20 protein-coding genes are annotated in these 21,530 nt (G+C 66.3%); 10 read left to right on the forward strand and 10 right to left on the reverse strand.

The genetic code is table 11. The annotated features are described in order from the left end of the window. Positions 1-15 precede the first annotated feature (15 nt). The 4 genes from FHT19_RS19195 to FHT19_RS19210 all read left to right on the forward strand — a co-directional run bounded on the left by FHT19_RS19195 (position 16) and on the right by FHT19_RS19210 (position 2,998). A complete protein-coding gene (locus tag FHT19_RS19195; RefSeq protein ID WP_169476382.1) occupies positions 16-612 on the forward strand; it encodes a biliverdin-producing heme oxygenase in 597 nt (198 codons plus the stop codon). A 108-nt stretch (positions 613-720) separates the two neighbouring features. Beyond that, positions 721-1,482, forward strand: coding sequence for a hydroxyacylglutathione hydrolase (gloB, locus tag FHT19_RS19200; RefSeq protein ID WP_169476383.1), 762 nt, complete (start codon positions 721-723; stop codon positions 1,480-1,482). 29 nt (positions 1,483-1,511) lie between these two features. Next, positions 1,512-2,537: a LacI family DNA-binding transcriptional regulator gene (locus FHT19_RS19205; RefSeq protein ID WP_168557619.1), complete on the forward strand. Its 1,026-nt coding sequence runs from the start codon at positions 1,512-1,514 to the stop codon at positions 2,535-2,537. Positions 2,538-2,539: 2 nt separating this feature from the next. Next, complete coding sequence (locus FHT19_RS19210) at positions 2,540-2,998, forward strand: Lrp/AsnC ligand binding domain-containing protein (RefSeq protein WP_168557618.1); 459 nt, start codon at positions 2,540-2,542, stop codon at positions 2,996-2,998. Here the strand turns inward: FHT19_RS19210 and FHT19_RS19215 are convergent, their stop codons facing one another. The 4 genes from FHT19_RS19215 to FHT19_RS19230 are packed head-to-tail and all read right to left on the reverse strand — an operon-like array spanning position 2,999 to position 7,494. After that, on the reverse strand, positions 2,999-4,255 hold the full coding sequence (locus FHT19_RS19215) for an MFS transporter (RefSeq protein WP_169476384.1): 1,257 nt from the start codon (positions 4,253-4,255) through the stop codon (positions 2,999-3,001). Positions 4,256-4,257: 2 nt separating this feature from the next. Next, complete coding sequence (locus FHT19_RS19220; RefSeq protein ID WP_169476385.1) at positions 4,258-5,661, reverse strand: amidohydrolase family protein; 1,404 nt, start codon at positions 5,659-5,661, stop codon at positions 4,258-4,260. Next, positions 5,658-6,356, reverse strand: a complete 699-nt coding sequence (locus FHT19_RS19225; protein ID WP_169476386.1) for an isochorismatase family cysteine hydrolase — start codon at positions 6,354-6,356, stop codon at positions 5,658-5,660. The genes FHT19_RS19220 and FHT19_RS19225 overlap by 4 nt, the downstream gene beginning before the upstream one ends. After that, entirely contained in the window at positions 6,349-7,494 is a 1,146-nt protein-coding gene (locus tag FHT19_RS19230; protein ID WP_169476387.1) for an LLM class flavin-dependent oxidoreductase, read from the reverse strand. The genes FHT19_RS19225 and FHT19_RS19230 overlap by 8 nt, the downstream gene beginning before the upstream one ends. A gap of 220 nt (positions 7,495-7,714) precedes the next feature. Here FHT19_RS19230 and FHT19_RS19235 point away from each other — a divergent pair, with 220 nt between their 5' ends. Then, on the forward strand, positions 7,715-8,560 hold the full coding sequence (locus tag FHT19_RS19235; RefSeq protein WP_169476388.1) for an oxidoreductase: 846 nt from the start codon (positions 7,715-7,717) through the stop codon (positions 8,558-8,560). Positions 8,561-8,586: 26 nt separating this feature from the next. On the opposite strand, the gene FHT19_RS19240 is transcribed toward FHT19_RS19235, so the two are convergent. The 3 genes from FHT19_RS19240 to FHT19_RS19250 all read right to left on the reverse strand — a co-directional run bounded on the left by FHT19_RS19240 (position 8,587) and on the right by FHT19_RS19250 (position 12,905). Beyond that, entirely contained in the window at positions 8,587-10,917 is a 2,331-nt protein-coding gene (locus tag FHT19_RS19240; protein ID WP_169476389.1) for an acetamidase/formamidase family protein, read from the reverse strand. A 151-nt stretch (positions 10,918-11,068) separates the two neighbouring features. Continuing rightward, positions 11,069-12,274 (reverse strand): SRPBCC family protein, encoded by a 1,206-nt coding sequence (locus tag FHT19_RS19245; RefSeq protein ID WP_248290559.1) that lies wholly within the window; start codon positions 12,272-12,274, stop codon positions 11,069-11,071. Positions 12,275-12,419: 145 nt separating this feature from the next. Continuing rightward, positions 12,420-12,905, reverse strand: coding sequence for a VOC family protein (locus FHT19_RS19250; RefSeq protein ID WP_169476391.1), 486 nt, complete (start codon positions 12,903-12,905; stop codon positions 12,420-12,422). A gap of 224 nt (positions 12,906-13,129) precedes the next feature. Here FHT19_RS19250 and FHT19_RS19255 point away from each other — a divergent pair, with 224 nt between their 5' ends. After that, positions 13,130-14,221: an acetamidase/formamidase family protein gene (locus FHT19_RS19255; RefSeq protein ID WP_169476392.1), complete on the forward strand. Its 1,092-nt coding sequence runs from the start codon at positions 13,130-13,132 to the stop codon at positions 14,219-14,221. Between the two features lie 183 nt (positions 14,222-14,404). Here FHT19_RS19255 and FHT19_RS19260 read toward each other — a convergent pair whose 3' ends face one another. Further along, positions 14,405-15,310 (reverse strand): ribokinase, encoded by a 906-nt coding sequence (locus FHT19_RS19260; RefSeq protein ID WP_248290560.1) that lies wholly within the window; start codon positions 15,308-15,310, stop codon positions 14,405-14,407. After that, positions 15,310-16,566 (reverse strand): MFS transporter, encoded by a 1,257-nt coding sequence (locus FHT19_RS19265; RefSeq protein ID WP_169476393.1) that lies wholly within the window; start codon positions 16,564-16,566, stop codon positions 15,310-15,312. Before FHT19_RS19265 ends, FHT19_RS19260 begins: the two co-directional genes overlap by 1 nt. A 338-nt stretch (positions 16,567-16,904) precedes the next feature. Here FHT19_RS19265 and FHT19_RS19270 point away from each other — a divergent pair, with 338 nt between their 5' ends. The 4 genes from FHT19_RS19270 to FHT19_RS19285 are packed head-to-tail and all read left to right on the forward strand — an operon-like array spanning position 16,905 to position 21,133. Next, complete coding sequence (locus FHT19_RS19270; RefSeq protein ID WP_248290561.1) at positions 16,905-17,723, forward strand: class III extradiol ring-cleavage dioxygenase; 819 nt, start codon at positions 16,905-16,907, stop codon at positions 17,721-17,723. 1 nt (position 17,724) lies between these two features. Further along, positions 17,725-19,098 carry an amidohydrolase family protein gene (locus tag FHT19_RS19275; RefSeq protein WP_169476394.1) on the forward strand — a complete coding sequence of 458 codons (1,374 nt, stop codon included), beginning with the start codon at positions 17,725-17,727 and terminating at the stop codon, positions 19,096-19,098. Positions 19,099-19,115: 17 nt separating this feature from the next. Continuing rightward, positions 19,116-19,931 (forward strand): TauD/TfdA family dioxygenase, encoded by an 816-nt coding sequence (locus FHT19_RS19280; protein WP_169476395.1) that lies wholly within the window; start codon positions 19,116-19,118, stop codon positions 19,929-19,931. Beyond that, complete coding sequence (locus FHT19_RS19285) at positions 19,928-21,133, forward strand: MFS transporter (protein ID WP_169476396.1); 1,206 nt, start codon at positions 19,928-19,930, stop codon at positions 21,131-21,133. Before FHT19_RS19280 ends, FHT19_RS19285 begins: the two co-directional genes overlap by 4 nt. Here the strand turns inward: FHT19_RS19285 and FHT19_RS19290 are convergent. Then, positions 21,109-21,525: a DUF4279 domain-containing protein gene (locus FHT19_RS19290; protein WP_169476397.1), complete on the reverse strand. Its 417-nt coding sequence runs from the start codon at positions 21,523-21,525 to the stop codon at positions 21,109-21,111. The genes FHT19_RS19285 and FHT19_RS19290 overlap by 25 nt on opposite strands. Positions 21,526-21,530: the final 5 nt, after the last annotated feature.

A 21,530-nucleotide genomic window follows, 5' to 3' on the forward strand; every position in this document is an offset into this window, starting at 1 on the left:
GCCTAAAGCGCGGGGATGAGCGTCACCCCTGCCCCGCATTTGCCGACGCACCAGCCGATTCCCGCGCGCGCGCTGCGACTGCGGGAAGCGACGCGCGACGTGCATGCGGCGCTCGATGCAGCGTTGATGGCACGGGAAAGCTTTGCCAGCCGCGAAGGCTATGCGCAGTTCCTGGCGATGCAGCTGGCGTTCCATCGGGCGGTTGCGCCGCTTCATGCCGATCCGGCGTTGCAGGCCTTGTTGCCAGGCCTTGCCGCACGCGCGCGCCTGGCGCTGGTCGAGCGGGACATGGGCGACCTTGGCCTTGCCCTGCCTGCGCCTGACCCGCTGCCCGCCATTTCCGGCATGCCGCCTGCGCTGGGCTGGCTCTATGTAGCTGAAGGATCGAACCTGGGCGCGGCGGTGCTGCGCAAGCTGGTGGCGCGGATCGGCCTGTCCGACACGTTTGGCGCGCGGCACCTGGCGCCTGCCGCCGGAGGGCCGGCAGCACAGTGGCGCGCGTTTACCGATGCGCTCGATGCCATACCGCTGGATGCAGCGCAGGAAGCAAGCGCGGTGGCCGGCGCGCGCGATGCCTTTGCCCACGTGGCCCGGCTGGCGCGAATCGCCTGATCTGCCGCGTTGCCAGCGCAGGCAAGGCGGTTAACTGCCGTTTGCCGTCTTTTGCTTTGCAGCATTTGCGCTATGAGGGGCGCTGAGCGTGGGCCAGGAGCGAGGGCAATGATCGAGATACACCAGTTTCCCTGCCTGGCGGACAACTATGGCTATCTCGTGCATGATGGCGCCAGCGGCGAAACCGTGTGCATCGATACGCCCGATGCGACACGCTATCTGGACGAGGCCGCCGCGCGCGGCTGGCGCATCACCCAGATCTGGAACACGCACTGGCATGCCGATCATGCCGGCGGCAACGCGGCGATCAAGGACGCCACCGGGTGCACGATTACCGCGCCTGCTGGCGACGCAGCCAAGATTGCCGGCGTCGATCGCACCGTCGATCAAGGCGACACCGTGCCCCTGGGCGAGCATGTGGCACAGGTTCTGGCCGTGGGCGGCCACACGCTGGGCCACGTGGCCTATCATCTGCCCGATGCCGGCGCCGCCTTTGTGGGCGATGCCCTGTTTGCGCTGGGCTGCGGCCGCATGTTCGAAGGCACGCCCGTACAGTTCTGGACCAGCCTTTCCCGGCTGAAAGCGCTGCCGCCCGAAACGCTGGTCTATTGTGCGCACGAATATACCGCCAGCAACGCGCGCTTTGCCCTGCATGCCGATCCGGACAACGCCGCGCTGGCTGCCTATGCCGGCGAAGTGACGGCGCGCCGCGCCCAGGATCTGCCGACCGTGCCCAGCCCGCTGGTGCGCGAACTGGCAACCAACCCTTTCCTGCGCGCCGATGATCCGGCGCTGCAATCCCGCTGGGGCGGCGGCGATGCCGTGGCCACCTTTGCCGCCCTGCGCGCGGCCAAGGACAGCTTCCGCTGACGGCTTCTGCGCGAAAGAGACCCTGATCCATGGCCGAAAAGCGCCTTTCCCGCGTAACCAGTTTCGACGTTGCCGAGGCAGCGGGGGTGAGCCAGTCCACCGTCAGCCGCGCCCTGGCCGGCGACCCGTCGATCAGCGCACCCACGCGCCAGCGCGTGATGGAAGCCGCACGCAAGCTGAACTACCAAGTAGACGAGAACGCCGCGCGCCTGCGCCGGGGCAAGACCGGCACGCTTGCCGTGGTCATGGTCTGCCGGCCGGGGCAGGATCGCAAGGACCTGAACCCGTTCTATTATGCCCTGCTCGGCAGCACCTGCGCCGCCGCCTCGGCGCGCGGCTTTGAAGTCCTGGTGGCATTCCAGGACAGCCCGGAGAACTTCTGGGGCCATTACCAGGAACGCCGCAAGGCCGACGGCATGATCGTGATCGGCACCAGCGAGAACACCGCCGCCTGGGACTATTTCGGCAGCCTGCCCCAAGGCAGCCACTGGGTGTGCTGGGGCGCGACGCAGGATGATTTCCCCTGGGTGCGCAGCGACAACCACGCCGGCGCCACGCTCGCCACACGGCACATGCTGGTGCGCGGCTATCGCAACATCGTGTGCCTGGGATCGGAAACCTCGCCCCAGCGGCAATTCAAGGAACGCTATGACGGCTATGCCGCCGCGATGGAAAGCGCGGGACTTGAACCCGTGCTCCAGCGCATCGAGCGCGGCCTGCCGCGCGAGGAACAGGGCCGCCGCGCCGCCGTGGCGCTGATCGACAGTGGCCGCCCGTTCGACGCGATCTTCGGCGTCAGCGACGAGATCGCGCTGGGTGCGCTCAAGGAATTCGGTGCGCGCGGGCTGGTGGTGCCCGACCAGATCGGCGTGGTCGGCTTTGACGGCGTGCGCGCCGGCGCCTGGTCCACCCCGCCGCTGACCACGGTGGAATCCGATTTCGAAGTGGCCGGGTCGTTGCTGGTCGATCGCCTGCTCGCGATGATCTCGGGCGAGGCAGCCACGGCGCGGCGCGTGCCGGTGCGCCTTGTCGTGCGCGGTTCCACCCGGCCCTGACGATGGACCAGGCGGCGCTGGACCGGATCGACCTCAAGATCGTCGAAGAACTGCGTGTCGACGGGCGGCTGAGCATCAACGAATTGGCCCGCCGCGTGGGATTGAGCAAGACGCCGTGCCAGGCGCGGCTCAAGCGCCTGATCGCCGATGGCGTGATCCGCGGCTTTCGCGCCGTGGTCGATCCGCAAAAACTCGGCCTGGCGCATATCGCGTTCACCCAGGTCAAGCTGTCGGACACGCGCGAAAAGGCGCTCGATGCATTCCGCCGCGCCGTCCTCCAGGTGGAGGAAGTGGAGGAATGCCACATGATCGCCAGCAATTTCGACTACCTGCTGAAAATCCGCACGGCCGATATCCTGGCCTATCGCCGGGTGCTGGGCGAGCGGATTTCCAGCCTGCCCAATGTGGCCAGCACATCGACCTATGTGGCGATGGAAACGATCATCGAGCACGGGGCCTGATCAGGCCAGCACAGCTTCTTCCTTGCTCTCGGCGCGCGTCACTGGACGCCGGGCCAGGGCCACCACCACAGCCACGGCCAGGCCGATGACCGCCTGGCCGGCAAAGTTGGGCACGAAGCTGCCCATGGTATCGTGCAGGTGCCCGCCGATGCTGGGGCCGATCGCGGCCGAGGTGGAAACCACGGTCATGATCGAATAGAGTTCCAGCGCCGCGCGCCCACCGAACCAGCCGCGCAGCAGCAAGGCCGTACCCACGGTGGAAACACCGATGCCGATGCCGAACGTGACCGCAAAAAAGCCCAGTGCCATGGAGCCAAGCGGCAGGATCAGCGCCAGCGAGGAAAAGGCCGATCCCACCAGTGCGACCACCGTCAGCGCGCGCGCATCCACCCGCTGCCCGGCAAAGCCGGCAAGCGCCGCCGCCACCGCCGCCACGAAGGCCGCCGCGGAAATGAAGCCCGTGGCGACGCCGGGCGCCACGGCATGTTCCAGCATGTGCTGATAGGCAAAGCTGTGCACCGTGGTGTTGATCAACAGGCACGCGGTATAGGCCAGAACCACGATCCAGAACTGCCATGAGGCCAGCGCGGCCCGGGCGGTCCAGCCCTGTGGCGGTGGCGCGGCTTCGTCTGCCGGGCCATGCACCACGCCCACGCGGCGTTCGTAACTCCTGCACACCGCCGCCGCGAACAGGCCCAGCACCAGCGCGCCAGCGGCGCAGCACAGCCAATAGAGCCGCCAACTGCCGGTGGCCGAATGGATCGCAAAGAATGTCAGCGGCCCGGCCACGGCGCCGACGTTGCCGGCCGTGAAATAGAGGCCGATCGCGGTCGATCGCTTGCCGTCAAAGGCATTGCCGATGGCATCGACAGCGGCAATCGACCCGCAAAAACAGAAGCCCAGCCCCAGCAGCAGCGTGGCGAGCAAATACATCGCCACGCCCTGCATCCAGGCCAGCGCGGCAAACCCGGCGATCAGTTGTGCCATGCCGATCAGCAGCGTCACCGCCACGCCATGGCGCCGGATCACCGCGGCGGGCAGCATCGAGGCTGCCCCGCAGGCGATGCCCAGCACGGTAAAGCCCATCCCCGCCTGGGCCCAGGTGAAATGGAGATCGGCCACGATCATCGGCAGGACCTGGCCCAGCGAATTGAACGTGGAGGCCATCAACAGGAAATAGAGCGCGGAAAACGCGCCCAGAATGACGATGCGCATCGGCTTGGTGCCCTTGCCCGGCTGGGATCTGTGCCCCGACATGGTCAAGTCACCGGCCAGACGCAAGGGATCGTCATGCCCGCCCGCGCGATAAGGGTTGGGGCAACCTGTTCCACCTGGGCATAGAGTGCCTCTTCATCCACGGTCGTCATCCGATAATTGTCCACCAGGCGCTGTCCATCCACCCACACGCTGTGCACGCCGCGCCCATCGGCCGACCAGACCAACTGGTTGATCACGTTGAGCAGCGGCGTCCATTCGGGGCGATTGCGATCGTGTGCCACGAAATCGGCCTTCATTCCCGGCACCAGCGCGCCCACCGTGCCGGCAAGGCCGGCAGCGGCCGCGCCGTTGAGCGTGGCGCATTCCAGCACTTCGTGCGCCGGGAACAGGTTGCCATCGCGCCGCGCATCCTTGAACAGGCCGGCGAGCAGGTACATCGCGCGCATCAGATCGGCGATGTTGCCGTTGTTGTTGCCATCAGTGCCCAGCTGGATCGGCACGCCGGCCGCGTGCATTTCCGGAAACTTGCCTTGGCTGGTAACGCCATAGCCGCCCTTCATCGCGGTGAGCGGGCAATGCGTGACGCGCATGCCGCTTTGCGCCACGGCGGCCACTTCGGCGTCATCAAGATGGATCATGTGGGTAAGCGACAGGTGATCGCCCAGCACGCCCAGGTCTGCCAGATGCAGCAGGGCCCGCTTGGCGGTGGTGGCCAGATAGTATTCCGGATCGGCCGGGTCTGCGCTCATGTGCGCGGTGATACCCAGCCCCTTGTCCCGCACCAGCGCGGTCGCCGCGCGCCACAGATCGTCCGTTGCGGTATTGTGGCCCACCAGGCAGCCCCAGGCGGCCAGGCGCCCGCCAGCCGAAACCGGCCAGCGATCGAACTGCGCTTCCAGCTTGGCGATCGCTTCGCGCGTAAGCGCGGCCTGGTCGTCGCCAGGGGCAAAGGCACGGTCCTGGATCCACTGGCCCAGCCGGCCGCGAATGCCCACCGCGTCCACCGCTTCCATCACGGCCGGCAGATCGAGGATCGTGCCCGCTTCCACGAACGTGGTCACCCCGTTCTTGAGCATTTCGACGCTGCACAGCGTGGCGGCAAGCTGCTCCTCGGCCGGGGTCTGCGCCAGGTAGGTGGGGATCAGCCAATCGAACACATTGGTGCGCCAATCCGTGTCATCGGGCACATAGCCGCGCGTGATCGGCTCGCCGGTGATGTGCACGTGGCAATTGACCAGGCCCGGCGTCAGCACGAAACGGCTGCCGTCGATCACCTGCCGCGCGGCAACCTGCGCCATCACATCGGCCGTGGGGCCAACCGCCACGATGCGGTCCCCCGCCACGGCCAGCGCGCCATCGCGCCAGATCTGGCGGCTGGCGTCCATGGTGACGATCCACGCATTGCGGATCACGAAATCGGCGGCAATCGGGGCAGATGCGCTCATGCGGTCCCCCATGCGCTCCACGCCTCCACCACGGCGGCGCTGGTGGTGAGCAGCGAACAGTGCTGCATCAGTGCCTTGAGGGAATGGACATGCAGGTCCTGCTCGGCCGCGGCGCAGGCGTCGGACACCACGAACGTGTGGTAGTTGTGATGAAACGCATCGCGGGTGGTGGAATCGACGCAGCAATCGGTGGTCAGCCCGGTCATCACCAGCGTGTCGATGTTGCGGGCGCGCAATTGCATGTCGAGGTCGGTGCCGTGGAAGCTGGAATAGGCCAGCTTGTCAATCTCGATGTCGCCCGGCTGGGGGGCCACGCGCCAATAGTCCTCACCCCCGCTGCCGATGCGGCAGATCGCCTCGCCGCCCGGGGAACCGCGCCGCACCATCCAGGTCTTCAGCGCCTGGCTGTCGCTTTGCGGCCGCGTCATCACCCGCATGAACGCCACGGTCACCCCGGCGGCGCGCGCGGCGGCGATCAGTTCCTCGATGCGGTCCACGGCCTTGTCGGACTCTGTCATGTCCGCGCCATAGCCGGCGACCACGCCGTGGGGCGCGGCAAAGTCCACCTGCACGTCCACCACCACCAGCGCAGTGCGTTCAGGCGCAATCATCGGCCCCGGCTTGGCCACGTGGGGCAAGGCGGTGGCCGGATCGATCACGGTGTGCGCCGCGCCTTCAGACTTAGGCTCAGACATGGGCCGCCTCCTTGATCTTGCCGGGAAAGCGCGCGCGCAGCACCGGCAGGATCTTTTCGGCAAACACCGGCAGCATGGAAAGGTAATCGGGGAAGATCACCATCAGCCCGTCGAGCGCGGTCTTTTCAAAGATCTCGGTCAATTGCGCCAGCACGGTTTCGGGCGAGCCGGCCACGTGCGGCGCCATCAGTGCCGATCGCGCCTTGCGGGTGAAATCGTTCTCCTTGCCGATCTCGCCGTCCAGCATGCCATAGGCGCGCATCATGCCCCACAGCGTTTCCTCGTCCAGCCCGTCGCGATAGCTCTGCACCATCGCCTCGGCTTCCGCGTCCGTTTCGCCGATTACCAGGATCATCATCGAATAGGTGCGAATGGCGTGGCCCAGTTCCAGCGCGCCGGCCTTGGCCTTGTGCGTGTTGGCAATCAGTTCTTCCAGGTTGTTGCCCGCCAGGAACAGCGCGTCCATGTGCTCGGCGGTAAAGCGCACGCCGGCTTTCGACGTGCCGGCGCAGACCAGGAACGGGCGCTGCTGCGGCTTGGGCCACGATGTGCAATCGTCCAGCGTGAAATACTTGCCCTGCGACGAGACGCGGTCCTCGGTCCACAGGCGCTTGATCGCCTCGATCCACTCCGTCGCCAGGACATAGCGCTCGTCATGGTCCACGCCTTCGGGCCAAGCCCCCATCTGCGCGAATTCGCCGCGATAGGCGCCCGTCACCACGTTGAGCCCGGCGCGACCATGGCTGATCTGATCGAGCGTGGCGATCATCTTGGCGGCCACCGCAGGGTTCTGCAGCAGGGTGTGGATCGTCGCCCACACTTTCACGCGGGAAGTCGCCTGGGCCAGGCCGGCCATCATCAAGGGGCTGTCGAGCGAGGATTCCCAGTGCTGGATTTCCCCGCCGTATCCCTTGAACTTGGCCATGGCCATGATGAAGTCCAGCCCCAGTTCGTCGGCCAGCTTCGCCACCTTGAGGTTGTATTCATACGAGCCATCGAGCCGGGGCGAATTCTTGGAAATGATCCAGCCGCCATTGGCCATGGGCATGAAGATGCCGATGTCGCGCCCGCCGCTGTCGGAAGGAAGGCCGAAATGCGCAACCGTGGGTAAGGTATCGGGCGTAACGGGGTCGGTCATGGCGGGTCCGTGATCTGGCAGTGTTGAGAACAGGTGTGGCTTGGGTTGGGATCGCAGGCAAGCTAGGGCGCCTTGGCCAACGCTTCTTGTCACCACGCGCACCAAGGTTTGTGCAGAGCGAGCGCTGCATCCATTGTGCACAAATCCATGCGCGCCACGCCAAGACGGGCTGCCGCGGCCCGCCTAGCCTGAGGGTGTACTGGATAAGGAACGCATGCGCATGGCAAACTGGTTCATCACTGGCGTCGGTTCGGGCCTGGGGCTGGCCCTCGCCCAAGCGGCCCTGGCACGCGGCGATGCCGTCGTCGGCACGGTGCGCGCCCAGGCCGATGCAGAGATGTTCGCAGCGCTCGCCCCCGGCCGCGCCCATGTGATGAAGCTGGACGTGACCGACGAAGCCGCCGTGCAGGTGGTGGTGCGCACCGCGCAAGGGCTCGTCGGGCCGCTCGACTATGTGGTCAACAACGCCGGGCGCGGCTTTACCGGCGCGGTGGAGGAAACCGCACTTGATGATGCGCGCGCGCTGTTCGACGTGAACCTGTTCGGCCCGATGGCCGTGATCAAGGCGGCCTTGCCGGCCATGCGCGCGCGCCGCGCCGGGCATATCGTCAACATCACCTCGGTGTCGGGCCTCGCCGTCTGGCACGGCACGGCGATCTATGGCGCCACCAAGTTTGCGCTGGAATGCCTGGGGCGCACCCTGGCCCAGGAAGTGGCGCCGCTCGGCATCAAGGTGACGAACGTGGCGCCCGGTGGGCTGCGCACGGCCTTTTCGGCAGAGCGGCTGCCCGGCGCGGAACCCACCATTGCCGACTATGCCGGCACCGCGCACATGGCGCGCAAGATCCTGCAGGAAAAGCATGGGTCGGAACCCGGCTGCCCTGCCCTGGCCGCCCAGGCGATCCTGGCCGCGCTCGACGAACCCGAACCGCCGCTGGTGCTTCTGCTGGGCGAAGACGCGCTGCACTATGCCGAACACGAACTGGGCGCGCTGGCCGTGCAATTCGATCGCTGGCAGGGCTACACCCTGGCGATCGCGGCGACCGAGGCCGAAGCCGCCCAATAGGGCGGCGCCCCCGCATTACCAAGGCCTCAGCTGGTGAAAAGAGCCTTGCGGATCACGGCGTGCACGCCCCAGTTGCCGTTGGCAACCTGGCTGATTCCGAAATCCACGCCGACCGAAAGCAGCGAGATCGCCTCGTCCTCGGTCAGGTCGCGGATGGTCATGAGGAAACGGCGCGCCTTGCGGAACGCGTCGCGCATCGCCGCATCGATGGACGAGCGCTTGTAGACTTCGCTCTGCGCCTTGGCACCCAGATCGCGCAGGTAATCGGGATTGGAAAAACCCAGGATCACATATTCGGTGGGCGTCTCGATCATCGGATAATCCAGCTCGCGCACATGCGCTGGCGCGCCCTTGGCCTTGTGCAGGATCACCTGGATCACCGCCGTCATCGAGCATTCGATGGCCGTGCCGCATAGTTCGCCATCGCCCTGGCTGGCATGGGGATCGCCCAGCGAGAGCAGGCCGCCCGGCACCGCCACCGGCAGGAACACACTGGCGCCCGGCCCCAGCCGCCAATTGTCGATATTGCCGCCGAAATTGGCCGGTGGCACCGAATCCACCAGATCGGCATGGGCCGGCGCCATCGCCACCACGCCGAAATGCGGCCGCACCGGAATCTCGATATCGCGCAGGACGTTGAAATTCTTCTCGATGGTTTCCGGGTCAACCGGCACGCCGGGGTAATCGTACATCGGGTGGATCACCCCCGATGGATCGGTCTGCGGGGTCCAGCGATAGTTGTAGACCGCATGGGCCAGCGGCAGGCCGGCGCCCTTTTCGATCTCGTAAATGGTGATCACTTCGCGCGGCTTCGGCTCCGTGATCAGTTCGGCATAGTGAAATCCCCAATAGGCCGCCACGTTGCTGCCGAACGCGCGGCCCACAAAGCGCGGGTTGCGGCTGGGGCGCGGGTCAATGTCAAGGATGCGCACTTGCACCACGTCGCCCGGTTCGGCCCCGGAAATGGCGATGGGGCCGGTGCAGATGTGCACGCCAAACCCTTCGCCCGGCCCGCGCCCGACGACCGAGGCATCGAGCGGCCCGGCGCCGCGCCGGTCCACCACTTTGCCCTCGGCCGTCCAGCGATAGATCGCCTCGGCCGCTGGATCGCCATGGATCATCCGCTCGGCATCGTCGTTGGCGTGGTGGGTGAGCGTTTCCACGGTCACGTAATCGCCCGAGCAGACTTCCAGCGCGGGCTTCAGGTGCTTGCTGAAATAGCCCCAGTGGATCGTATCGGGCCGCACCGGCAGCACATGGTGGCGCACGCCGGGGGCAGCATCCACCTGCACGTCTTCCACCAGCCCATCGGCCTCCACCAAGGGATCGAGCGGCGTGGTGGACGGGGCTTCCTCGCGCTCTTCGGGCTTGGCATCCTTGAGCACGCTGGGCCGGCCGCGCCGGGGCGCTTCCGCGGTTTCTTCGGGCAGCGCGCCGACCTTGCGGTATTCGCGCGGGCTCATGCCATAGCGTTCGCGGAACGCGCGGCTGAAGCTGGCGCTGTCGTTGAAACCCCATTGATAGAGGATTTCGGAAATCGAGCGCTGCGCGTGCAAGGGGCTGCCAAGGTCGAGCCGGCAGCGTTCCAGCCGGCGGAACTTCACGAACTGGCTGAAGCTTTCGCCCGCGCTTTCGAACAGTTTTTGCAGATAGCGGGGCGAAATGCGGTGTTCGGCGGCGATCTGGTGGATCGACAGGTTGGGATCGGACAGGCGCATCTCGATCGACTGGAACACCCGCTCCAGGATCGCGGCACGCGCGCCCGCCGCGCCGCCCAGTTCCTTGACCGGCGCCTTGTCGAGCAGCGTGGCGGCAATGAATTCGGGCAGCGCCAGTTCCACCGGGCGGATCTGGTCGTCAGAAACATCGACGATGGTATCGGCCACCGAGCGCAACAGCGCGGAAAGCATGCGGCCGATCGCCTCGTCGGCAATCAGGTTGCTGATCTGCGAAGGCAATGCGGAGCGCGAGCGCAGCGCGGGCAGCGCATGGGGCACTTTGACCAGCAGGAAGCGGTGCTCGCCATTGAGGTCGATCTGCGTGCGGGCAGAGCCGCCGCCATAGAGAATGTCGCCTTCGGACAGCTCGATCGCGGTGGTGCCCTGCACTGCCGCCAGCCGCCCTTCGAGCAGCAGTACCAGCCAGAAGCTGGGCGCGTCCTGCGCCATGTCGATCGCCAGGCGCTGGCCATTGCCCGTCACGCGCACGAACTGGATGCCCTGGCCGCTGGTGAAGCTCACCAGCTCGCCATAGAGCTCCTCGGCGCTGGCCAGAACTTCGAGGCTCACGCGTTGCAGCGCAAAACGCCAGGCATCCTGGCGCTGCTCGCGCGGATAGGCATTGGTGGTAAAGCGCAACGGCTTGCCCCCTGAAACGCGAAACGCAACGCGAAACGCGGTGATCGACCCTGTTGGCGGCGCGGCTTATGATTACCGGCCTGGCAACCACCTTACGCCATCTGTGATGACACGCAATGCTGCGCCGCAAACAAGGTTGCCCCGCTTCGGGTCAGGTGCGAACCAGCTCGCCATGCGATGGCGACGAGCCCGACAGCCGTTCGTGCGTGGCACGATAGCGGTGCACCAACCACTTGTTGAACTGGCCCTGCGCGCCTTCCTGCCAGGAATAGCGGCCACGCGGGGCAAAGCGCGAGCGCAGGCCCTGCTGCACCAGTTCATCCACGTGCAGATCCTGCGCGATGATGTGGCCCGAAGCGCGGATATTCATGTCCAGCTTGTGATCGAAAGCGGGATCGGCCATCGCGCCGGGCGCGAACAGGAAGCCGGTGTCCATCTCCAGCGATTCCGGGCCGTTGGGCCGCAGGATCAGGTAGATCACCATGTCGCTCATCATCACCAGGCTGAGCGTGGGCGGAATATTGGCAAAGGTCATGCGCATGCGCGCTTCGTCGGAAAGGCCGGGGAACACCGGCAAGACCGCCTTTTGCGTGGCGTTGAAGCTCGCATCGGCATGCAAGGTGCCGTTGAAGCGCAGGAACCCGCCATCGGCCGGATCGCTTTCGGGGAACACCGCCAGGCCCGATGGCACGAAATCGTGCAGCGGCCCGTGGTGCAGGCGGCTGGCGTGATAGCCATCGTTGTTGTTTTCGAACATGACCTTCCAGTTCCACGGCAGCGTGGGCGCCGGATCGGGGCGCGGCCCTTCGGCCCCGGCCAGGTCATAGCCGGCAATGGCATCGGCCACGGCGGTCAGGCGCGGGGTCAACGGGGCGGCATCGGCATCGAAGTTGATGAAGATGAAGCCGTTCCACAGTTCCACCTTGAAGGTGGGCAGGCTGTATTGCGCCTTGTCGAAATTGCAGGTCTTGCTCATCGCCGGTGCGGCAACGAGCTTGCCATCGAGGTTGTAGCTCCAGTGGTGATAGGGGCACAGGAAGCCGCGCGCATTGCCATGCCCTTCGGCCACCAGCATGGCGCGGTGCTGGCACACCGCGGACATGGCACGGATTTCACCATCCAGGGTGCGCGATACCAGGATGGGTTCGCCGATCACGCGGGTGGAGAAATAGTCACCCGGCTTGGCCACCCAATCGGCGCGGCCCACGCAGAGCCATTCGTGGTTGTAGAGCGCCTCTTTCTCGAACTCATAGAATTCGGCGCTGGTATAGCACTCGGGCGGCAGGGTCTCCGCCTCGGCGAGGTCCGTGGCAGAACTCCCAAGCGAGTGGATGAAGCTGTCGGTAACGAGGGTCACGGGCGCAAACTCCTGAACAATTCGGGTCTTGGCGGGGTCTGTCGGCACCATAACGGCAGTGCCTGGCGTGGGTCTTGAGCAGGGCAGCACGAATTGTTGAAACTGTGCGGCAACTCGTGCTGCGCTGCAATATGGATTTCGGCGCTTATTCGCGGGTGAAATCGGCCGGCACTTGCGGATCGGGACCGGCCTTGCCCCAAAGCAGGATTTCGTTGCCCCAGGGATCCTGGAACGCATGGTTATACCCATTGAAGGTGGACCAATAGTGGTTGCGCCACAGGATCGTGGCGCCGCGCGCTTCGGCCGCCGCCAGGATGCGATCGGCGCTGTCATCGTCGCTGATCAGGATCCAGATACGGGGCTTGCGGCCCTGCGTGGCAAGGGCGCGCGGTTCCACCCCTTCGGCCTGCGGATGCGGGCGGGCATTGGCAGCATCGAAAATGCCCAGGTGCAGGTTGCCGATCGCGCTGTCGCTGCCATCGGGATTCTTGAACTGTCCGCCCGGCACCATGCGGTGATAGACGCCGGCAGGCTTCTCATCGTTCTGCCAGCCGAACACTTCGGCATAGAATCGCCCTGCCGCGGCGGGATCGTCGCTGGGCATGTCGACAAAGATCAAGGTATTGGGCATCGGCGCGCCTTTCATGGGCCAATTGAACGATGCCGCCTTGTGGCGCGGGTAGGCCTTGCGCGGCTTGGACCTGCGCGCACCGATTGTTGACCCGGGCGTTCGGCGGGCCCAGTCATCTGGCCACGTCATCAGGCCAAGTCATAGGGCGCGCGCAAACAAGACCGCAGCGCAGCATTGGCCCGAAAACGATGCCGTCCTGATACCCATCGAAACGAGGCACACGCATGAGTTTGGTCTGCAACCACGGCCATCGGCAGGCGGATACGGCGCCCGGCGCCCTGCACTATCTCAAAGCCACGCCCGAGACCGTGCACTGGGGCTATTTTTCGCCCGACATCAAACCGGCGCTCACGATTCGCAGTGGCGACCTGGTTCATGCCGAAGCCGTGACCCACCACGCGGGCGACGCGCCCGAGCTGATGTTCGACGAAGGGGTGGAGCGCATCTTCAAGGAGATCGACCCCACCACGCGCGCGCCCGGCGTTCATATCATGACCGGGCCGATCTTCGTGGAAGGGGCCGAGCCGGGCGACATGCTGGAAGTGCGCTATCTCCAGATGGTACCGCGCAACAACTATGGCTCGAACCTGGCGGCCAACTGGGGCCACCTCTATCAGGAATTCGACGAGAAAGAGCGGGTGACGATCTACCAGCTCGATCCTACCACGCAGACCGCAAGCGCGCTTTATGCCTATGACTTTCCGGGCAAGTACCTGGTGCCCGGCACGATTACCAATTGCCCGGTGTGCGATCGCCAGCCCGCGCTCCCCGGCGTGACCATCCCGGCCCGCCCGCACCTGGGCACGGCCGGCGTGGCCCCGGCGGTGAACGAGCCGGTCAGCACCATTCCCCCCGGCCTGCACGGCGGCAACATCGACAACTGGCGCATCGGCGCGGGGGCCACGATGTATTACAAGTGCCAGGTCAAGGGAGGGCTGTTCTCGATCGGCGATCCGCACGTGAGCCAGGGCGATGGCGAGATTTCCGGTACGGCGATCGAAAGCTCGCTCAACTGCCTGTTCCAGATCATCCTGCGCAAGGACTTCGATTTCCCCTCGCCCCTGCTGGAAACGCCCAAGCACTGGATCGTCCACGGCTTTGGTGACGATCTGGACGCGGCGATGAAGAACGCCTCGCTCGACATGCTCCACCTGCTGGGCGAGCAAGTCGGCCTTTCGCGCAACGATGCCTATTCGCTGATGAGCGTGGCCGCCGATTTCGGCGTGACGCAAGTGGTGGACGGCACCCTGGGCGTGCACGCCCGCATCGACCGCGACATGTTCCCCGCCAAGGGCGTGGTCAAGGATCCGAAGTAAGCCCTGTAGAGGGTCGCAAGGAAGCGCCGGAGAGCCTTGGGCTTTCCGGCGCTTTTTGTATTTCGATTTGGCATGCGCAGTGCAGGCGCCCTTCAACAGGCTCAGGGCGAACGGAGGTGGGGGAATTTTCGTTGAATTCCGTTCGGCTGCGCTTGTCGAAGCCCCCCGCCGCCAAGCACAGCGTCAGTGGTCCAGCAAGGCCAGCCCCGCATCCACCTCGGCCCGCGTGGGCATGGAGGCAGCAGCGCCCAGGCGCTGGACGGAAAGGCCGGCGGCGAACACCGCCACGGCGAGCGATTGGGCCATGCTCTCACCTTGCGCCAGCCGCGCGGCAAGTACACCGCAGAAGGTGTCGCCCGCACCGGTCGTGTCCACCACCGGCACGGCGCGTGCGGGCAGGCGGATCGTGCCGCCCGGCCCTTCAGCAATAACACCAGCCCCGCCCAGCGTGACGATGACCCATTGGCCCTCGCGCGCCATCAGGCGGCGCGCCGCAGCGGCAAGGGCGGTATCGCCTTCTGGCACGGCTTCGCCCAGGAAAAACGCCAGTTCGGTTTCGTTGACCACCACGATATCGGCCAGCGGCAGGATCGCCCGCCCATCGGCCAGCGCAGGCGCTGCGTTGTAAAGCGTGCGTGCGCCGGTTTCGCGCGCCCGGGCCAGGAAGCGCGCGACGGCCGCGGTGGGCACTTCGGCCTGGGCCACGGCGATCGCTGCGCCGGCGGGAAAGACATCGGGCGCGGGCAGCGCCGCATTGGCGCCGCCCACGATCACGATCTGGTTTTCGCCTTCATCGGAAACGAACACATGCGCCAGGCCCGTTGGGCCGGGCAGACGCGCGATGGCGCCAGTGCCCACGCCCGCCTGCGCCAGTGCAGCCAGCATGGCATCGCCGTGGGCATCCTGGCCCACCGCGCCCAGCATCACCGTGGGCACGCCCTGGCGCGCCGCGGCGACGGCCTGATTGGCGCCCTTGCCACCGGGCAACAGGTCATAGCTGGTAGCCGCGACGGTTTCCCCCGCCAGCGGCAGGCGCGGCACGCGCATCACCAGATCGCGGTTGATCGATCCGAAAACGACGACGGTCATCAGGCCAGCACCAGATCGCCCGGCGTCACGTCATCGGCCCGGCGCCCCTGCCCTTGGGCAAAGCGATCGGGGTGCGGCAGCAGGGCGAGCAACACCATGCCGGCCGCCAGGGCGCCGACGATGGTGAGCGTTGCCCCGGCATAAGAGCCGGTGCGGTCAAAGCTCATGTCCATCAGCATCGGCGCCACGCCCTGGATGAACGCCACCACGGCATAGAACGCGCCCACGATCGTGCCGAAATGGCGCAGCCCGAAATAGCGCGACACGAAATAGGAAAGCGCGGCATATTCCGCGCCCATGCCTATGCCGAGCAGCGCGCCAGCCAGGATGATTGCCAGGCTGCCTGTGTAGAATTGCAGCACGACCATCCCGATCATTGCGCTGGCATACATCGGCAGCAGCAGGCGCGGGGTGCGAAAGCGATCGAGCAACCCGCCGGTCACCACCTGCCATCCGGCCGTGACCAGGGCGAACACCGCCACCACGCCGGTTGCCTGTGCCAGGCCAACGCCATGGCCGGTCAGGATCGGCACCACGTGGGTGAACATCGCGGTCATCCCGCCAGCGCCGGCCGCCACGGCCAGCAGCATCAGCCAGAACGCGCTGGTGCGCATGGCCTGGCCCAGGCTCATGCCGCTGGCCAGCGGCGCCGCCGGCGCGCCTTGCACTGCCGGGGGCGCATCGCGCAGCCACAGCGCAATGAACGGCGCGGCCAGCGCCACGATTACCCCGATCGTGGCATAGCCCGCGCGCCAGCCATGGCTGGTCAGCACCAGTCCGGCCACGATCGGCATGATCGTGGCGCCCACGCCATTGCCCACGCCTGCCGTCACGCCCAGCATGAGCCCGCGCCGCGCATCGAACCAGTTGGACACCACCTTGCTGACCATGCCCGTGGCCGCCATCGTGCCGAACAGGCCCACCACGGCAAAGCGCCAGTAGAAGTCCAGCATCGTGCCGCTGGCGCGTGAAACCAGCAGGATACCTGCCGCCAGGCCCAGATTGCCCACCAGCAAGAGCCAGCGCGCGCCAAAGCGGTCCATCGCCCTGCCGATCAGGGGATAACTGATCGCGCTGATCACCGAGATCAGCCCGAGCACGCCGGAAACCCCGGCGCGCGGCCAGCCGAAATCCTGGGCGATCGGCACCAGGAACACGCCGATCGTGGCGGAAATCGCCGCCGTCATGCACAGCGTGTTGGCAATGGTGGCGGCGATGGCAACCTGGGTGGCCTGACGGGCGTGGCTGGCGGGCATGTGGCGCAACGAGTCCCTGAACTATGGATGGCAAGCGCATCAAACCCCACCCCCGCGCGCTTGCCAAGCGCGCAGGCCCGCCAGCAAGAACGAGGGCGCCAGCCATCAACTTGGCCCCCATGCGGAACGCGGTTTTCCAGGCACTTGGCCATGCTCCGCGCGCGCCATGCAAAATTGCTTGCGCGTGCCGTCAAGACAGCAGAGGCCTGCGCTTCTAGGCGGTGGGCGATGGTTTGATCATCGAGAACCGATCGTTGCGGCTTTGCATCCGTCACCCCGGATCAAGCCGGGGTGACGATGATGCGATAATGCCGATGCCCAAGGAGCCAAGCGACGTCATGCCCGATTCCGCAACCCGGATGCCCAGCCTGTTCATTCCCCATGGCGGTGGCCCGTGCTTTTTCATGGATTGGCGCGCGATGGGCGGCCCGGCCGATGCCTGGGACAAGACTGCCGCTTACCTGAAGGGCCTGATCGCCAGCCTGCCGGAAAGGCCCAAGGGCATCGTGGTCATTTCCGGGCATTGGGAGGAAGACGCCTTCACCGCCTCCACCGCCTCGGCGCCCGCCATGATCTATGACTACTACGGCTTCCCGCCGCACACTTACGAACTGCAATTCCCCGCGCCCGGCGCACCGGCACTGGCCGAGCGGATCGTGGAATTGATCAAGGCCGAAGGGCTGCCCGCACGCACGGACGAACGCCGCGGGTTCGACCATGGCGTGTTCATTCCCTTCCTGCTCGTCACGCCCGAGGCCGATATTCCGGTGGTGCCGCTCTCGCTCAAGCGCGATCTCGATCCTGAAGAACACTTGCGCTGCGGCCGGGCGCTGGGCGCCCTGCGCGATGAAGGCGTGCTGATCGTCGGTTCGGGGATGAGCTTCCACAACATGCGCGCGTTCTTCTCGCCCGCCGCCACGCAGCCTTCGGCCACGTTCGATGCCTGGCTGACCCAGGCGATCGAAGGCGAACCGCAGGCGCGCTGGCAGGCGCTGTCGCAATGGGCCAGTGCGCCGGCCGGGCGGCAGAGCCATCCGCGCGAAGAGCATCTCATCCCGCTGATGGTGGCGGCAGGTGCCGCTGCCGATGCGCCGGGCAAGCGCGATTTCACCGACAACGTGATGATGGCCGACATTTCGGCCTTCCGCTTTGGCTGAGATGCAGCCGGTAAATACCCTGGTCACTGGCGCCATGCTGGTGACGATGGACGCGCAGCGCCGCGTGATCCGCGATGGCGCCGTGGCCATGGCGGAGGGACGGATCGTGGCCGTGGGGCCAAGCGCGGAGGTGGCCGCCAAGGTGGCCCCGCGCGAGGTGATCGACGCGCACGGGTTCGTGGCCACGCCCGGCTTCGTCAACGCCCATGTGCACCTGACCGAAACGCTGCTGCGCAATTTCCTGCCCGAGGCGCTGCCGTTCGACGAAGGGCTGAACCAGTGGGTGATCCCGCTCTATCAGGGTCATACGCCGGAAGAGCAGGCGATTGCCGCGCGGCTGGCGGTGCTGGCCATGCTCAAGACCGGCACCACCACGTTCCTGGAGGCAGGCACGCTGATCGCGTTCGACGCTGTGGCGCAGGCGCTGGAGGGCACCGGCATCCGCGGCCGCATCGGGCGCTGGTGCATGGACCGCGCCTTTGCCCCCGGAGACGACCAGGCCGCGCTCACCCGCGCGGCGCTCGATGCGTTCGAGACGGACCTGGCCGCCTGGCCCGACGATGGGCGGCTGATTGCCGCCTGGCCGCTGCTGGTGGGGCACATGACCAACACCGCAGAACTGTGGCAGGCCGCCACCGCCATCGCGCGCGAGCGCAGCCTGCGTATTGCGGCGCACATGGCACCCGCCGTGGGTGACCCGGAGTGGTACCTGGCCAACACCGGCAAGCGGCCGGTGCAATGGCTGGCAGACCTGGGCGTGCTGGGTGACCATTTATCGCTGGTGCACATGGTGCATGTGGACGCAAGCGAAGTGGCGCTGCTGGCACAGAGCGGCACCCATGTGGTGCACTGCCCCGAAGCCTCGCTCAAGGGCGGCTATCAGGCCACCACGCGCGGGCTGTTTCCCGAAATGGCCGCAGCGGGCGTGAATATCGCGCTGGGCACCGATGGCGGCGACCGCCACGACCTGATGCCTTCCGCGCGGCTGATGGCCGGATTGTGGAAGGATTCGCGCGGCGATACTGCGCTGTTCCCGGCCGAAAGCGCGCTGGAAATGCTCACCGTGAACGGTGCGCGCGCCATGGGGCTGGAAGGCCAGATCGGCACGCTGAGCGTGGGCGCGCGGGCAGACCTGGTGCTGCACGATGCGCGCCGGCCCGAATGGGTGCCGCTGCACAATCCCGCGCAGCAACTGGTGTGGTCGGCCGATGGGCGCGGCGTGCACAGCGTGTGGGTGGACGGCAAACGCGTGATCGAGGCCGGGCGCTGCACCACCATCGATGAAGATCTCTTGCTGGCCCAGGCGCAGGATGCTGCGCAGGCCGTGGTTTCCCGCTCGGGCCTGCCGCTGCGCATGGCCTGGCCGCTTCTTTGAAGAAGGCAAATCTTGCGATGACCTATGAAACGATTTCGGTATCCCAACTGACCCCCGCGATCGGTGGCGAGGTTTCCGGCCTGGACCTGACCAAGCCGCTGAGCGAAGCGCAAGTGGCCGAATTGCAAGCCGCGATGGCCGATCGCCTGGTGCTGTTCTTCCGCGACCAGCCGCTTGCCCACGAAGACCATATCCGCCTGGCGCAATATTTCGGCGGCGTGCACATTGCGCCCAGCACCAAGCCCTGGCAGGTGCCCGGCCACCCCGAAGTGACGATCATCCACGCCGACGAGAACAGCACGTTCGTGGCCGGCGAGGACTGGCATTCGGACATGAGCTGCGACGAAGCGCCGCCGATGGGCTCGATCCTCTATCTCCACACCATCCCCCCAGTGGGCGGCGACACCGTGTTTTCCAACATGTATGCCGCCTATGATGCGCTGTCGGACCGGATGAAGGCCTATCTCGAAGGCTTGACCGCCGTGCACGATGCCGTGGTCGGCTTTGGCGGGATCACGCCCGAAGGCATGAAGCTGCCGCGCCACAGCCACCCGGTGATCCGCACCCATCCCGTTACCGGCAAGAAGTGCATCTATGTGAACCGTGGCTTCACCACCCATATCGAGGGCATTCCCGCCATCGAGAGCCGCGCGATCCTGAGCTATCTCTACGAACACGTGCAGCACCCGATGTTCCAGTGCCGCTTCCGCTGGCAGCAGCATTCCATCGCGTTCTGGGACAATCGCTGCGCGCAGCATTCGGCGATCTGGGACTATTTCCCGCAAGTGCGCTCGGGCTATCGTGTCCAGATCCTGGGCGAAAAGCCCGAATGAACCAGGCCGCGCGCGCGTTCACCTGGCGTGAAGGCGCGGTGGCGGCGGCCGTGTCGCTGGCGCTGTTTGCCGGCCAGGGCATTGTCTTTGCCGGCATGGGGTTGGCGCTGTTTGCCAGCGGCCAGGCGCTTCAGCTTGGCCCGGCGGCGCTGGGCGCGGCCTTCACCATGGTGATCGTCGGTGCCAGCGTGGGGGCCACGCTGCCGGTGTGGCTGATGGCGCGCATCGGCGGGCGGCTGACGATGACCGGCGGCGCGCTGGTCATGGCCGCCGGGCTGGCGCTGGCGGGCCTTGCCAGTGGCCTTGCCCTCCTGCTGCCGGCGATGGCGCTGGTGGGCGCGGGCTTTTCGCTTTTGGCCAACACGCCCGCCTATACGATGATCGCGGGCTGGTCAGGCCCGCGCACTGAGCGCGTGCTGGGGCTTTACCTGATGACCGGCGCGCTGGGCAATGCTGCCGGGCCGGCCGTGGGGCAGGCGCTGATTGACGGCGGCATCGGCTATTGGCGCGGCACTTGCGCCATCGCGCTAACACTTGCCGCGCTGCTATTCGTGGTCCTGCGCGATCCGCCAGAGTCTCATAGCCCCGATGCGCCGCGCACGGCTGGCTGGTGGCGCCCGCTGCTGAACGCGCGCTTTGCCGTGCTGGCCCTGGCCATGGTCCTGAGCCAGGCGGTGATCATGACCGCGCTGAGCGTTGCGCCCGCGCATCTTACCCCCGCGCTTGGCTGGAGCGACGGCGCCGTGGCGCGCGTTCTGGCCGTGCAAGGGCTGCTCGGCGCACTCGGCACCGGCCTTGCCGGATTTGCCCTGCGCCATGTGCGGGCGGTCACGCTGCTCACCCTCGCCATGGTCGCCACCGCGCTGGGCATGGGCGCCCTGGCACAAGGCGGTGCGCCCATGGTCAACTGGGGCTTCGTCCCCCTCTTCGGAGTCGGTTCGGCGCTCGTCGCCATGGCGGTGACGGTGCTGCTGATGGACTGGTTCGGCCCCGAAATCGGCACGGCGGGCCTGGCTTTGTGCTGGACCTTGGCCGGCCTTGCCGCCCTTGGGCCTGGCCTTGCCGGTGTGCTCGCACAGTGGACCGGTAGCTATGCCGGGGCGCTATGGCTGCTGGGCGCAGCATGCCTGCCAGTGGCGCTGGCGGCGGGGGCATTAAGCGGAGTCGGCAACAAACATCATCGCGAAGAAGCCGGGGCGTAGAAATCAAAATCTATCGCAAGATTGCGGTCAGCCAGCATTTTCAAGGTTTCGGACGCCAGTGTCAGGCCCCCCGTCCAGTCGTGAAAATAACCACCAACACTCAGATGACAAAAATAGCGTGCCGTGATCGCGCCCCACCTATCTTTGTCGTCCGTCAGAGTGGACAGCACCTCACGAATTTGTCGGTCAATGTCGGGCTCTGCGTGCCATTCACCACCAAATCGACACATCCCGATCTTTGCTTCGATCTCTTTGCCGTGCCTGCCGGTGAACACTTCGCCTTTGACCACGCCAAAGCTGACGGTCCCATCAAGGGCTACGGCGACTTGTGCTGGCACGAGGTCTTCCCCCGTGATCAAAACGGCCACTGTGGCGCGCTGCAAGTTATCCATAGCTG

Source organism: Novosphingobium sp. SG919 (assembly GCF_012932495.1).
GTDB classification, from domain to species: Bacteria; Pseudomonadota; Alphaproteobacteria; order Sphingomonadales; family Sphingomonadaceae; genus Novosphingobium; species Novosphingobium rhizosphaerae.